The sequence below is a fragment of the Pseudotenacibaculum haliotis genome, from assembly GCF_042684245.1.
GTDB classification, from domain to species: domain Bacteria; phylum Bacteroidota; class Bacteroidia; order Flavobacteriales; family Flavobacteriaceae; genus Polaribacter; species Polaribacter haliotis_A.
The window spans coordinates 118,467-131,780 of the sequence record NZ_JBHULH010000012.1; the positions used below are offsets into that span (position 1 = coordinate 118,467).

Below are 13,314 nucleotides of genomic sequence, written 5' to 3' on the forward strand. Positions count from 1 at the left end.
TAAAAAAGCTTAGTAATTCACTCAACACCCCCTCCTGGGTTTGAGAATGGGGGATAACCCCCCGTCATTAACTTAAATTTTGAATTATGGTAACAATTAAGGGTTATGAAAAAAGAACCAATTCAGATGGAGAAGAATTCTTCATACTTGTGCTCCAAGGTGGAGTTACACCAGTGAAATCTAAAGAGACAGGAAGGATTTATTTCACTGCAAACACAGCTACTGCTACATCAACATTTGATGAAGAAACTTGTAAGGAAATTATTGGAACTCAGTTTCCAGGGAGAATTGCGAAAAAGAAAGTTGAACCTTATGAGTACACTATTCCAGAAACTGGAGAGGTACTAATGTTAGAGCATAGGTGGGAGTATCAAGATGAAGTTCTTGACGAAATCACTGAGCAGTTGATTGATGAAAAGCAAGTGGTTTAGTTACAAGAAATAAAGGGTCAGGATAACTGACTCTTTGTTTTTTATATAGATGACCAGAATGAGAGGTTATACAAGAGGCAGATTATTAGAGCTAATTTATTTCTGAACTCTCGTGTAACATTATAATATATAGCTAAAAATGAAAGAAAAGAAGAAACAGATTTACTGTGATTTCAATCCAGATAGAATTTTAATTGTGACTTATTACAATAAGTTGATGGTTTTATACTGTCCATTTCCTCTAAGATTTAATAAAAACATTAAGAAATTTAAGAAAGGACAGGTAGTACAGGCTAAGAAAGTAGGATTGTGTACTAAAGGAACTTATGTGTTCTTTATTGACACCTTCTGGTTTCATTATTATCACTTTGAGATTCTGTGTTATAATTTATAGCTATAAAACACAGGAGTTATGCTGTATTTTGATAGCCAACTTTTGAGATGGTTTCTCCTTCAATAAAAAACCACTGAAAATGAACGTGCTAGCTATAACACAGTAATTTTTATATTGCTGTGTTATTTAACTTAGCACAATGAGCGAATCAATACTAGATTTTTTTGGTGATTTTAAAGTCAAGAAACCATATGAAAAGTTGTATCATAGCTTTGAGCAAGATGGCGATTTAATTAAAGGCGAAAAGTATAAAGCTGTATTCAGTACACCAGGCAATCATTATTACGACCCAGAAACAGGAAAAGAACATATTGTTTATCCAGAGGAAGAAGTTTTGGATTTTCATTCTGATTATTTGTCAAAAATTATTGATGAAAAAGCAAATGAATATCTAAGGATATATAAGGACATAAAGTTAAAGTACTTAACTTCTCCAACAGAGTTATACTATCTAATAAACGGCGTTGTAGAAGATTTAGGGAATGATAGATATTTTTTTGAGCATCATGAACCACTTAATGAGTTTCCAGAAATTAGAAACAAACTATTAAATACACTAGATGAGTTATTGATAAAAATGCAACCTAAAGATGCTCTTGAGCCCCCAATAGAGTTTAATAAGATAAAATTTAACTTGAAGAAAAGTGAAGTTTGCTTCCTTTTTTATTGGCTAAAGGAGCATGGTTTCTTGGAAAACTCGACAGACAATGAAATGCTATCGAAAAAGATGCAAAAACACTTTTTAAGACAAGCTAGTCTTGATAGGAATGAATATATCGAATTTAAGGATTCAACTTCTGAATTTAGCAAGATAGCTAAAGGTAAAATACTGCCTTCAAAAAGGTTACTTGAATTTATCGAGAAAATAAACAAGCAATATTCCAAATAAAACGTAAGAAAATTTGACAACCTGCTAGTTGTGTTTTTATACTGCTGAATTATTTCAAATAAGCTTCAATCTTTTAAATCTTTGCATTGTGAATTGAGTGTCATTGTTCACAAAAGTATTATCCACAATGACGCTTAACGGATAAAATTTTTAATCATAAATTTTATCATTATGTATAGCAATTTAAATCCGTTTTGGTCAACAGATGAAAATGGGAAAATAAAAATCAGCCAGAATGATTTGACTAATTTTTTAGGTGACTCAGGGTTTTCTAAAGTAAAAAACTTTGAAGGAAGGGTAGTGCTTGTTAGGGAGTACAAAAACATTGTTAGAGAAGTAACTGATGATGATGTAATAGATTTTATAGTAGATTTTTTGAGAAAGCAAAACAAAAAAGAAGTTCTAGAGATTTTCTCCAAAGGAGTGTCAGGCTTTATAAATAAATCTAAACTAAAACTTCTCGATACAACAACAATGATTATTGACAAGGATTCTAAATCAACGAGTATGTTCTATTTTAAGAATTTAACTTGTCAAGTTGGCGTATATGATATCAGAATTATCCCTTATGAAAAACTTGATAAAAAAATTTGGGTTGAAAGGATAATCCCAAATAATTATTTTCCTTATTTAACAAATGAAAAGTCACAGTTCGAACAGTTTTGTTTTAATATTTCAGGACAAGATGAAAAAAGATTTAAAGCTTTAAAAACTAATATTGGTTACTTGTTACACAGGTTTCAAGATTCAAAAAATACTAGGGCAGTAATTTTTGTAGACCAAGAAATGTCTTCTGATGGAAGAGCTCATGGAGGCACAGGTAAAACATTGTTGATGGATGCAATAGGAGTATGCAGAGAGGTTGTTACTATTAGTGGTAAGGATACTAAAAGTAGTAGTAATTTTAAGAACCAAAGAGTTAGCCATACTAGTGATATTGTTTTTTATGACGATGTTAAACAGGGGTTTAATTTTGAGGAGCTTTATTCGACAATCACTTCAGGAATGGTGATTGAACAGAAGCAAAAAAAAGAATTTTATCTTCCACTTGCCTTAGCTCCAAAAATTGTTATTTCAAGCAATTACTACGTTAAAGGAACAGGAGGCAATACTGATTCTAGAAGAAGATGTGAGTTTGAATTGAGTTCATACTACAATGAAAAAAACAAGCCCGATACTGAGTTTGGAAACAGGTTTTTTGATGACTGGGATGATTATCAATGGAGTCTATTCTACAAGTTTATGATGGAATGTACACAGGTTTATTTGAGAGAAGGATTGATAATAGCTGAGCCAATTAATCTTGTTGAAAATGAACTTATTAGTAGTACATCTATTGAGTTTTATCAATTCGTGCAAAATAAAGAGATTAAGGAAAATGAATGGATAAGCAAAAAAGAAACTAAAGAGGATTTTGTTAAAGAGTATCCAAATCATTCGAACATCTCATCTCATCAATTTACAAAATGGATGAAAGTTTATGCATTGAGTATGGGTTTGATTTATGAGGATAGGAAATCAGGAAAAAATTATCAATACTTCATGAAATCAAGGAAGGAGGTAAGTGATGGAAAATAAAAAGCCAAAAATAGTTTACAGGATTGTGAACACAATAACCTTAGAAACCTATATTGGAGTAACTACAACTTCTCTGGAGATTAGGAAGAGAGACCATCTGAGTAAAGCTAAGAATAATACTGGAGGAAAGCTTTATGAGTCCATGGCTACCTATGGAATTGAAAATTTCAAGTTTCAAGTGGTCGACACTACTCTGGATACTATGAATGAGTTAGCTGAAAAGGAAAAGTCTTTAATCAGGAAAAATAAAGAAGAAGGACTTTCACTCAATTCTGATTCTGGTGGTGGAGTACCTAAAAAAGTTTATCAGTATAGCTTAGAAGGAAAATTCTTACGAGAATTTAATAGTTTGAAGGATGCATCGAATGAATGCAATGTAAGCAATAAGAAAATATCTAAAGCCTGCACAGGTTCCTCTACAAAAGCAGGTAATTTCTACTGGAGCTATGTAAAATCAGATAGTATTTTACCTAAAGTAGATAGAAGAGTGAAAATAGTATATAAATTGTCTCCTGATTCTGGTCATATTATTGATAAGTTTGAGTCAGTTGCCAGTGCAAGTAGAATAACAGGAGTGTTGAAGTCTTCTATTGCGAAAGTATGCAGAGGAGAAAGGAAAACAGCAGGAGGATATAAATGGAAATATGGCTAAAAAAGGCTACCAATTCGGCATACACATAATGTGAGATTGCTCTAAAATGCTGTAAACACAGGGCTTATTACATTTTCTTCGAGTCCCGTCCAGACCGCAAAAGCCTCTCAAAATTTGAGAGGCTTTTTCTTTTGGATTGTATTGAGATTTTATTCTTAGAAGCAACCCAAAAGAAAAATACTATTACAAAAGCAATAGAGGCTTTTGCAAAACCACCTTTGGGTCCGACGACTGCAAGGAGTCAATCCCAATTTTACTATCATATAATAAGCTTTAGCAAAGGACACCCAATTAGGTCGCAACGAGCGAAGCGATGAGGCTTTTTCTTTTACCAAAGAACTCAAACCCTATAGATACATCAATCTTTCTTTATTTCCTATGACTTTTATCATATTATAAGAGTAAAATTTGTGTGACCTTAGATACAGATAAATCTAAAAGTCATGAAAACAAAAAACTTTTTATTTGTCCTCTTTATATTACTGCTATATTCTTGTTCTCCGCAAGAAGACATCGTAACCTTTTACGGTGAAGATACCTTATCAAAAGAAATGATCGTTTCTACTACGATAAATGAAGAGCTGCAAAACTCTTTTAATTCGTCTGTTACAATTGATTTGTTAGATTCTAAATTTTTCGAGAAGTATATTGATCATTTAATCGAACTAAAAGCTACATCAATTAAGATTAGTATAACCGATTACAATTACGGTATTGTTAATTCTAAACTTGAGATGGGGAATGACCTATTGATTGATAATTGTATTGATGAAATTAGTCAAAGCGAAGGCTCTATTACAATAACAGACCCGGAAGTTTTGGGAAATATTTCTAATAGACTCATGTATAAACATAAAATCCCTTTTATCCTTTCCGGAAGTAGCCGTTTTTCAGACACCTTTACAGTCTCTATAAGTGTTACTTTCAATGGGGTGTTTGGAGATTAATAGAAAACTCAAGTTAATATTTCTACTTGTTAAAGGGGGTCTCAAGTAGATTTATATTCTCTTGAGAGAAGAGCCTTTTCAAAATGAGAAGGCACTTCTTTTTCATAAGAGTTTTTCTATGCCAAATCGCTCGTTTGAACTACCTTTGTACTGGGAAAAACACTAGGGATGAAATCAAACAGATCACTTACACTTTCTAAAGAAGAAATGAAAGAATATGGTTATCGAATTGTGGATACCATTGTAGAACATTTTGACACACAAAACGAAAAGAATCCGTTTTCTACAGCCAGTAGAAAAGAAATGGACAACTTGTTTTTGGAGGATGCTCCGGAACAAGGAATGGACGCTATGAAGGTCTTAGATTTTGTGACAGATAATGTGTTGTCTGAGATCAATATTGCTTCACACCCTAAGTTTTATTCTTTTGTACCCGGGCCTAGCAATTATGTAAGTGCGATGGCTGATACTTTGGCAACAGGATTCAATGTGTTTTCCGGTGGATGGATTGCTTCAGCAGCTGCAGCAGAATTGGAGATTGTAACCATTAACTGGTTGTTGAAATTGTTTAAGTTTCCGGTTAAAAAAGGAGGTGGAATTTTCACCAGTGGAGGATCCATGGCTAATTTAACAGCTTTGGTAACTGCAAGAAGACAGAAATGTGGAGACGATTTCTCGAAAGCTGTCATCTATATGTCAGACCAAACACACTCGTCCAATATCAAAGCCATCAGAACTATTGGATTTAAGAAAAGTCAGGTTCGTATTATTCCCACCGATTTAGAGTTTAAAATGTCCTTCAACAAACTGAAGAATGCCATTGCTCGCGACAAACTGGAAGGATTACAACCTTTGTGTATTATTGCCAATGCCGGAACAACTAATACCGGTACAGTAGACGATCTGAGAGAGATTTCTAAAATCTGTAAAGCAGAAGACATTTGGATGCATGTTGATGCCGCTTATGGTGGAGGAGCCATTTTATCAGAAAAAGGAGCGAAAGTATTGAGAGGGATTGAAAAGGCCGATTCAGTAACGATCGATCCACACAAATGGTTTTATCAACCTTATGAGATCGGATGTTTGTTGGTAAGAAACCACAAATGGCTAAGCTCTACTTTTAGTGAGCGACCAGAATATTTACGTGATGTAGAAGGAAACGAATCTGAGATCAATTTCTACGATCACGGAGTACAGTTAACACGTCGCTTCAGAGCCTTGAAATTTTACATGTCTATCAAAACCTTCGGATTGCAATCGTTCCGAGATGCAGTAAGCTACAATATCGATTTAGCTGAGCAAACAGAAGCTTTGATCCGAAAAAGTAAGAACTGGGAAGTTGTTTCTCCGGCGACCTTGGCAGTCATCAATTTCCGATACAACCCGATTGGCAAAAACTGTACGGAGAAAGAGCTGGACAAGATCAATCAACAAATTTCAGAAGGAGTCACAGCTTCCGGAAAAGCTGTGTTGGTAACTACCATTTTACAAGATCAAGTGGTGTTGCGTATGTGTTTGATCAATCCGAGAACAACCATTGAGGATGTAAAAGAAACACTGAATTTGTGCAATAGTTTTGTTTAGAGGTTTTTAGTTACTGCTTCGTTAATACGATACTACTATCCGTTGGAAAAACAGGGGGTACTGAAGAATCACAATCTGAAGATACTGATCCTTTGTGTAAATAAACAAAGTACATTTTGTTATTTAGAGCACCTCTGTATTCTTTGATTTCCATAGAATTTGGTTGTTTTAAAAATTAGGGTTCTATTACCAAATAGTTTGAAATTCAGAGGAGAGGATAAATTTCTAAGCATTATGTGAGGGCAATTTAAGTCGGTTTATGATAGTGGACAATACCCGTTTTGGGTGAAATTTTAAACTCACTAAAACAGGTGTGGTTAAGGTGTTATAATGAAGTAATTAATTTGAAACTGAAACTGAAACTGATTTTGAACTTGAATTTCGATTTCAATTTCATTTCCAACATTCAATCTCTTCCAATATCCTCAATACTTTCTTTATCCGCATTGTTTTTGGGGTTGAACTTTTTATATCCATACCGAATCAATATAACTCCGATAATAAGATAGGCTACATTACCTAAAAAGAAACCTATTTTAAAAGTTGCTCAGCTTGATGAAGCTACAATAACAATTACCTCTATAAGCCCTACAAGAAAGCCTGTGGTAAAAATAATACCTACAGTGATAGCTAAGACATACAAAACTTTCTTTCCCATAGAATAAAAGTAAGAAATGATATGGTTACTAAGAGCTTTCAATCTTAATAACGAATCTCCTCACCGAAACAAACCCTCCATTCATCGTTTTTAAGCCTTTCAACTTCAGGGTGTAAACTACTTTTACAACATCATTTAAAAACAAACTTCCATGATTGCAAAAGCATTTACACCCAAGCAGCAATCTGTATTAGCTGTGATGGGAGATCAACATTTAACCAGCAAAGAAATTTTAGACAAAGTAGAAGGAATAAACCTTCTGTTAGAACTCTATCCCGCCTTAGAAGCCCTGAGAAACTACGGAGCGATCCATAGTTATAACCAAGGAGAATACAAATACCACTGCGCAGCATAGGAGAGTGCATACGTTACCCAGATCCATTACCATTAAAGTCCTCATCATGAAGTATGGTGTTTTAGGATCGCCTCGGGAATAGCGCTCTTAGGTTCCTGTTCGTCCCCAGCAGGGACCCCCTAAAAAAGAAAAGTGAGTCAAACCATATAGCTATATGCTAAGACGGTAACTTGCATACACACATTATTAGGTAGGGCTAATCCAGAAAGACTCGCTGCACATTTCACGCATCCATAGTACTACAAACCAACATTAAGAATCATTTAGTTAAAAGCATCAGACAAAAACCATTGTAAGGGCAATAGACCTTACAATCTCCAAATCAGAAGATAACAAAAGCAGAATTATTTGATTTAAATGAAAAAAAAATGCTTTCTTTGAATATCAATTCTCACGAAGTCGATGTTAATGTAACTAACCTTAAAAGAGGTTTGTACATCGCTAGAATCCAAACCGATAAGGATAGGAAGCATTACATTGATGAAAGAGTAGATTGTGCATAAACTGTAGGGGGTTTATGCATCATTGTGAGTTGATTAAGTTTGGAACCTCCCATTTTTGGGAGGTTTTTTTATGGAATTGTTAATTCTTTAAAAATCAATAAAAGAATATTTGTTTATTTCATTTTAATACTTAGATTTGTCACCAAACAAACACGAAATGAGTTTACAACACGTTTGGCAAGGTTTCTATTTTTACTTTTATTTTTTTAATAAGAGCTGAGACTTTGTGCGTGTATATAATGCAAAAATATAACCAGTATAAAGTCTCGATTTTTCGAGACTTTTTTTTTACAACAAAATGAAAAAAAGAGTAGCCATACAAGGAGTTCGAGGATCCAACCACTATAGCGTTGCCAGAGATTATTTTGGAGATGAAGCAGAGATTCATGAGTTCCTTTCTTTTGATGGATTGGTAGAATGCTTAACCTTAGGGAACTGCGATTACGGTATCATGGCTTTAGAAAATACCATCGCCGGATCCATCATTCCCAATTACGCACTAATAGATTATAATGGGTTGAAAATCTGTGGAGAATACTATTTAAACATTCACCACCATTTAATGGCTATGCCTGGTCAGCAGATCGAAGATATTCAAGAAGTATGTTCGCATCCTATGGCTTTGTTGCAATGTAAAGAGTTCTTTAAAGGACATAGGCACATCAAACTAGTAGAAGATGTAGATACCGCCGAAGTAGCACAGCGTATCGCAAAAAATGAGTTGAAAGGAGTGGCAGCTATCGCTCCCAAAAAAGCAGCCGATCTGTTTGATTTAGAAGTTTTAGAAGACGATATCCAAACCATTCGCAACAACGCAACACGTTTTGTCATTGTACAAAAACCGGTGACTGAGGTCACTCGAAGTCACCGAGTAGCAAACGATTCTTTAGACATTGAAGACACTGGAAGTGCTCAGAATCAAATAAACAAAGCCTCTTTAAAATTTGAATTAGAACACAAAAGAGGAAGCTTGGCAGCACTGTTAAATGTAATGAGCGATTGCAAGCTCAACCTAACAAAAATTCAGTCGCTACCCAAAATAGAAACCCCATGGAAATACGCCTTTTTTGTAGATGTTACCTTTGATACTTACGAAGACTATGCAAAAGCAAAGGCAGTTATAGAGATCATGGCAGAAGAATTTACCATATTAGGAGAATATAAGAACGGAAGATCATGAGAGAACCGGCAAACAGATTACAACAAATACAAGAATACTACTTCTCTAAAAAGTTGAAAGAAGTACGCGGCTTGGCAGCCCAAGGGAAGCCTATTATCAATATAGGAATAGGAAGTCCCGATTTACAACCTCCACAAGAGGTGATCAAAGCTATTCAAGAAGCAGTAACAGACGTAGGTGCACATAAATATCAGAGTTACCAAGGCTTGCCGGAATTTAGATCTGCAGTAGCAGATTTTTACCAAAAGCATTACAATACACAGATAGATTCGGGAAGCGAAGTATTGCCTTTGATGGGAAGTAAAGAAGGAATTTTACATATTTCTATGGCTTTTTTAAACAAAGGAGATGAAGTGTTGATTCCTAATCCGGGATACCCAACCTATACCTCAGTGACACATTTGGTAGAAGCCACTCCGGTTTACTATGAATTAAAAGAAGAAAGCAATTGGCAACCCGATTTGGAAGCCTTAGAGCAACAAGATCTGTCAAAAGTAAAAGTTATGTGGGTAAGCTATCCGCATATGCCAACAGGAGCCAAAGGAGATAAAGACTTGTTTGAAAGACTGATCACTTTTGCTAAAAAACATCAAATACTCATTGTCAACGACAATCCGTATAGCTTTATCTTAAACGATAAACCACAAAGTCTGTTAGCAATTGAAGGAGCCAAAGAAGTTGCGCTAGAATTGAATTCTTTAAGCAAAGCTTTTAACATGGCAGGATGGCGCGTAGGAATGCTGTTAGGAAAAGCATCACATTTACAAGATGTATTACGTGTGAAAACTCAAATGGATTCAGGAATGTTCTACGGAATTCAAAAAGGAGCCGTAGCAGCATTACAAATGTCTACTACATGGTTTGAAGAGATCAATAAGATCTACGAAGAAAGACGAAAGTTGGTCTGGCAATTGGCAGACAAATTGAATTGCACTTACAATCGTAATGCTTCAGGAATGTTTGTTTGGGCAAAATTACCCGAAGGGAAAAGCTCAGAAACTGTAATTGACGAGCTCTTATACGACAAAGATATTTTCGTAGCACCGGGATCTATCTTTGGAAATCAAGGAAAAGGATACATCCGATTTTCCTTATGTGTACCCGAAGATACAATTGAAGAAGCATTAAGCCGATTTTAAAAGAAAAACAAACAAAATAAAATCATATGAAAAGACAATTGGATTTAATCAACCTCTACGTGCAAGGATATAATTCCTTTAACATGAAAAAGATGTTATTGCCACTACACTCAAAAGTAGTATTTGAGAATTATGTGAAAAACGAGTTGACGATGAAGTTAGAAGGATTAAAAGCCTTTAAGAAACAAGCACAAAGAGGAACGGAAATGTTCTCTAAAAGGAAAAAGGAAATTCTGAGTGTAGAGCACAAAGACGATCACTGTATTGCTTTGGTAAGCTATAGAGCTACTTTAAAAGTAGATGTAGGTGATAAAATGAAGAAAGGACAAGAAATGAATATCAATGGAAAAAGCATTTTCTTTTTCAAAGACGATAGGATTAGTAAAATAGAAGATTACAGTTAAGAATGATCATTGAATCATTGATAATTGATTATTAAAAAATGAACGTATTTATAATAGGAACGGGATTGATTGGCGGAAGCTTTGCCTTGGATATTCAAGAACAATATCCGGAAGCAAAAATTTTCGGGATCGATCAAAATTCAGATCATCTGAAGGAGGCAAAAGAACTGGGAGTGATTCATGAAGCAGTTACTTTTGATGCGCTGTCTGATGCAGATATTGTTTTTGTAGCGATCCCTGTAAACGCTACGCTAAGTGTTTTAACCAATGTGCTGGATGCAGTACATGACAATGCTGTGGTGATTGATGTAGGCTCTACCAAGCAAGACATCTGCGAGATTGTAAAAGAGCACCCTAAGAGAAGAAACTTTTTAGCGTCTCACCCCATTGCAGGAACCGAGTTTTCAGGACCCAAGGCAGCAATGAAAGGACTCTATCAGCAAAAAACAAACATCATTTGTGAAGTAGAAAAGACAGCCTTTAAATTACAAGAAAGAGCCTTGGAACTGTTTTCCAAAATAGGGATGAGAATTCGTTATATGGACCCAATTTCACACGACAAGCACATAGCATACGTATCTCACTTATCACACATTAGTTCCTTCATGTTAGGGAAAACAGTAATTGAAAAAGAGAAGAACGAACGAGACATTTTTGACATGGCAGGAAGTGGATTTGAATCTACAGTGCGCTTGGCAAAAAGCTCACCGGCCATGTGGGCACCTATTTTTGAACAAAACAAAACCAATGTCATAGAAACCTTGGAAGAATATATAGGGAACTTGCAGAAGTTTAAAGAACTCATGCAGGAGAACAACTTTCAGGCGATCTATGAAGAGATGGAAAATACAAATCACATAAAGAATATTTTAAACGGAATTCGATAAGACAACAACAAACAATGGAAAATAAAAAAGAATTAAGAGGTTGGTTAAATGACTTTGGGTTAAGTCACCCATTGGTTATTGGCGGACCGTGTAGTGCAGAGACGGAAGAACAAGTACTGAAAATTGCACACGAATTAAAAGATACAGATGCAACAGTCTTAAGAGCAGGAATTTGGAAACCTAGAACAAGACCCGGTAATTTTGAAGGAGTAGGAGCCTTAGGATTAAAATGGTTGAAAAGAGCCAAAGAAGAAACAGGAATGTTAATCTCTACCGAGGTAGCAAATTCCAACCACGTAGACTTAGCCTTAGAGCACGACGTAGACATTCTATGGATCGGAGCTAGAACAACCGTAAGTCCTTTTATTGTTCAGGAGATTGCAGATGCTTTAAAAGGAACCGATAAGATCGTGTTGGTAAAAAATCCGGTAAACCCAGATTTACCATTATGGTTAGGAGCCATAGAACGTTTGTATTCGGCAGACATTCAAAAATTAGGAGCCATTCACAGAGGATTTTCAACCTATGAGAAAACCAGATACCGTAACAACCCAAACTGGCAAATTCCTATAGAATTGCAAAACCGTTTCCCGGATCTTCCTTTGATCTGTGACCCATCGCATATTGCAGGAAGACGTGATATTATTTTTGATATCTGTCAAACAGCATTGGATTTGAATTTTGATGGATTGATGGTTGAAACACATTACGATCCTGACAATGCTTGGTCAGATGCAAAACAGCAGATCACACCAAGTACTTTGATCCAAATGATGGTTGATTTAAAGATTCGTAAGTCTACAGATACAGAAGCAGACTACAGAAATGCGTTGAACACCTTACGTACACAGATTGATGTATTAGATCATCAGTTGATTGAAACATTGGGAAGAAGAATGAAGATTGCAGACGGAATTGGAGAATTGAAGAGAGATAAGAACGTTGCGATCCTTCAATCGAGAAGATGGAACGAGATCTTAGGAAAAATGATCTTGGAAGGAGAAGAGAACAACTTGAGTGAAGAGTTTGTGTTAAAAGTATTCAAAGCCATTCACCAAGAATCGATCAATCACCAAAAGAAGATCATCAACGCATAAAGTGAGAAGTCACTACGAGCCTCAATTCTTTGAGGTGAAGTAGTCTATTTTAGAGAGTACCTTCCGTATAGGTATGATCTTAATGAAGGTCAAAAAAAAAGCCCCGAAACTTCGGGGCTTTTTTTATTAAGACTTCTTTTTCTTGAAAATATATCGAGTAATAAAAATACCGTTATTATCTCCTTTTCCACCGTAGCTTTCTACGGCGCTGGTGACAAAGGCTAGCTCCCAACCATTTTCAACCATGGTGTTGATCTTTGAAGTCATTACAGCATCGTTAGCCGCAATGTTTTGAAAACGAATTCCACCTAAGTTGAAAAAGTTCAACAATTTGGTTTCTTCAAAATTCTTTACACGAATGCTAGAACGGTTGGATTTGTTCCTCTTGTCTTTTTCAGATTTTCCATCAGTTCTCTTAGATGTAAAATCTTTGTAGTTGCGTTCGTCGTCGGCAGAAACGATACGAGATCTTCCTAAACCGCTAGGGATAATAGATTCGACGCTGGTGATTACTTTATATTCATACATCTGAGCATCAGCGGTATAAATACAACCCAAAAGGGCAACTACTAAATAGAATTTTTTCATGATATTTGTTTTAAGTTAAATGACTTTC

At 35.3% G+C, this 13,314-nt stretch carries 14 protein-coding genes and 1 pseudogene; 14 read left to right on the forward strand and 1 reads right to left on the reverse strand.

All coding sequences use genetic code 11. The annotated features are described in order from the left end of the window. Positions 1–86: 86 nt before the first annotated feature. From ACFSRZ_RS15015 to ACFSRZ_RS15080, 14 genes and pseudogenes are all read left to right on the forward strand, one after another. The gene (locus ACFSRZ_RS15015) at positions 87–431 is read left to right on the forward strand and encodes a hypothetical protein (protein ID WP_379667391.1); all 345 of its coding nucleotides are present in this window, start codon (positions 87–89) and stop codon (positions 429–431) included. 139 nt (positions 432–570) lie between these two features. Further along, entirely contained in the window at positions 571–825 is a 255-nt protein-coding gene (locus tag ACFSRZ_RS15020) for a hypothetical protein (protein ID WP_379667392.1), read from the forward strand. A 139-nt stretch (positions 826–964) separates the two neighbouring features. Further along, on the forward strand, positions 965–1,714 hold the full coding sequence (locus ACFSRZ_RS15025; protein ID WP_379667393.1) for a hypothetical protein: 750 nt from the start codon (positions 965–967) through the stop codon (positions 1,712–1,714). Between the two features lie 171 nt (positions 1,715–1,885). Then, positions 1,886–3,292 (forward strand): hypothetical protein, encoded by a 1,407-nt coding sequence (locus tag ACFSRZ_RS15030; RefSeq protein WP_379667394.1) that lies wholly within the window; start codon positions 1,886–1,888, stop codon positions 3,290–3,292. Continuing rightward, positions 3,282–3,944 (forward strand): NUMOD1 domain-containing DNA-binding protein, encoded by a 663-nt coding sequence (locus ACFSRZ_RS15035; RefSeq protein ID WP_379667395.1) that lies wholly within the window; start codon positions 3,282–3,284, stop codon positions 3,942–3,944. The genes ACFSRZ_RS15030 and ACFSRZ_RS15035 overlap by 11 nt, the downstream gene beginning before the upstream one ends. A 443-nt stretch (positions 3,945–4,387) precedes the next feature. Beyond that, on the forward strand, positions 4,388–4,891 hold the full coding sequence (locus tag ACFSRZ_RS15040) for a hypothetical protein (protein ID WP_379667396.1): 504 nt from the start codon (positions 4,388–4,390) through the stop codon (positions 4,889–4,891). Positions 4,892–5,059: 168 nt separating this feature from the next. Further along, on the forward strand, positions 5,060–6,475 hold the full coding sequence (locus ACFSRZ_RS15045; RefSeq protein WP_379667397.1) for a pyridoxal phosphate-dependent decarboxylase family protein: 1,416 nt from the start codon (positions 5,060–5,062) through the stop codon (positions 6,473–6,475). 809 nt (positions 6,476–7,284) lie between these two features. After that, positions 7,285–7,488: a hypothetical protein gene (locus ACFSRZ_RS15050; RefSeq protein WP_379667398.1), complete on the forward strand. Its 204-nt coding sequence runs from the start codon at positions 7,285–7,287 to the stop codon at positions 7,486–7,488. Positions 7,489–7,811: 323 nt separating this feature from the next. Further along, positions 7,812–7,991: pseudogene (locus ACFSRZ_RS15055) on the forward strand (T9SS type A sorting domain-containing protein); the annotation flags it as partial. A gap of 298 nt (positions 7,992–8,289) precedes the next feature. Continuing rightward, a complete protein-coding gene (locus tag ACFSRZ_RS15060; protein WP_379667399.1) occupies positions 8,290–9,171 on the forward strand; it encodes a prephenate dehydratase in 882 nt (293 codons plus the stop codon). Next, positions 9,168–10,310 carry a pyridoxal phosphate-dependent aminotransferase gene (locus tag ACFSRZ_RS15065; RefSeq protein ID WP_379667400.1) on the forward strand — a complete coding sequence of 381 codons (1,143 nt, stop codon included), beginning with the start codon at positions 9,168–9,170 and terminating at the stop codon, positions 10,308–10,310. Before ACFSRZ_RS15060 ends, ACFSRZ_RS15065 begins: the two co-directional genes overlap by 4 nt. Positions 10,311–10,336: 26 nt before the next feature. Further along, positions 10,337–10,714: a nuclear transport factor 2 family protein gene (locus ACFSRZ_RS15070; protein WP_379667401.1), complete on the forward strand. Its 378-nt coding sequence runs from the start codon at positions 10,337–10,339 to the stop codon at positions 10,712–10,714. Positions 10,715–10,752: 38 nt separating this feature from the next. Next, entirely contained in the window at positions 10,753–11,601 is an 849-nt protein-coding gene (locus ACFSRZ_RS15075; RefSeq protein WP_379667402.1) for a prephenate dehydrogenase, read from the forward strand. Positions 11,602–11,615: 14 nt separating this feature from the next. After that, a complete protein-coding gene (locus ACFSRZ_RS15080) occupies positions 11,616–12,698 on the forward strand; it encodes a chorismate mutase (RefSeq protein WP_379667403.1) in 1,083 nt (360 codons plus the stop codon). A gap of 126 nt (positions 12,699–12,824) precedes the next feature. Here the strand turns inward: ACFSRZ_RS15080 and ACFSRZ_RS15085 are convergent, their stop codons facing one another. Continuing rightward, positions 12,825–13,286 (reverse strand): hypothetical protein, encoded by a 462-nt coding sequence (locus ACFSRZ_RS15085; protein ID WP_379667404.1) that lies wholly within the window; start codon positions 13,284–13,286, stop codon positions 12,825–12,827. Between the last annotated feature and the right edge of the window lie 28 nt (positions 13,287–13,314).

Excerpts from the sequence above, each read along its gene's own strand:
- ACFSRZ_RS15085 (WP_379667404.1), bottom strand. The coding sequence starts at position 13,286 with ATGAAAAAATTCTATTTAGTAGTTGCCCTTTTGGGTTGTATTTATACC.
- ACFSRZ_RS15015 (WP_379667391.1), top strand. The coding sequence starts at position 87 with ATGGTAACAATTAAGGGTTATGAAAAAAGAACCAATTCAGATGGAGAA.
- ACFSRZ_RS15080 (WP_379667403.1), top strand. The coding sequence starts at position 11,616 with ATGGAAAATAAAAAAGAATTAAGAGGTTGGTTAAATGACTTTGGGTTA.
- ACFSRZ_RS15035 (WP_379667395.1), top strand. The coding sequence starts at position 3,282 with ATGGAAAATAAAAAGCCAAAAATAGTTTACAGGATTGTGAACACAATA.
- ACFSRZ_RS15075 (WP_379667402.1), top strand. The coding sequence starts at position 10,753 with ATGAACGTATTTATAATAGGAACGGGATTGATTGGCGGAAGCTTTGCC.
- ACFSRZ_RS15030 (WP_379667394.1), top strand. The coding sequence starts at position 1,886 with ATGTATAGCAATTTAAATCCGTTTTGGTCAACAGATGAAAATGGGAAA.
- ACFSRZ_RS15050 (WP_379667398.1), top strand. The coding sequence starts at position 7,285 with ATGATTGCAAAAGCATTTACACCCAAGCAGCAATCTGTATTAGCTGTG.
- ACFSRZ_RS15070 (WP_379667401.1), top strand. The coding sequence starts at position 10,337 with ATGAAAAGACAATTGGATTTAATCAACCTCTACGTGCAAGGATATAAT.
- ACFSRZ_RS15025 (WP_379667393.1), top strand. The coding sequence starts at position 965 with ATGAGCGAATCAATACTAGATTTTTTTGGTGATTTTAAAGTCAAGAAA.
- ACFSRZ_RS15020 (WP_379667392.1), top strand. The coding sequence starts at position 571 with ATGAAAGAAAAGAAGAAACAGATTTACTGTGATTTCAATCCAGATAGA.
- ACFSRZ_RS15045 (WP_379667397.1), top strand. The coding sequence starts at position 5,060 with ATGAAATCAAACAGATCACTTACACTTTCTAAAGAAGAAATGAAAGAA.
- ACFSRZ_RS15040 (WP_379667396.1), top strand. The coding sequence starts at position 4,388 with ATGAAAACAAAAAACTTTTTATTTGTCCTCTTTATATTACTGCTATAT.
- ACFSRZ_RS15065 (WP_379667400.1), top strand. The coding sequence starts at position 9,168 with ATGAGAGAACCGGCAAACAGATTACAACAAATACAAGAATACTACTTC.
- ACFSRZ_RS15060 (WP_379667399.1), top strand. The coding sequence starts at position 8,290 with ATGAAAAAAAGAGTAGCCATACAAGGAGTTCGAGGATCCAACCACTAT.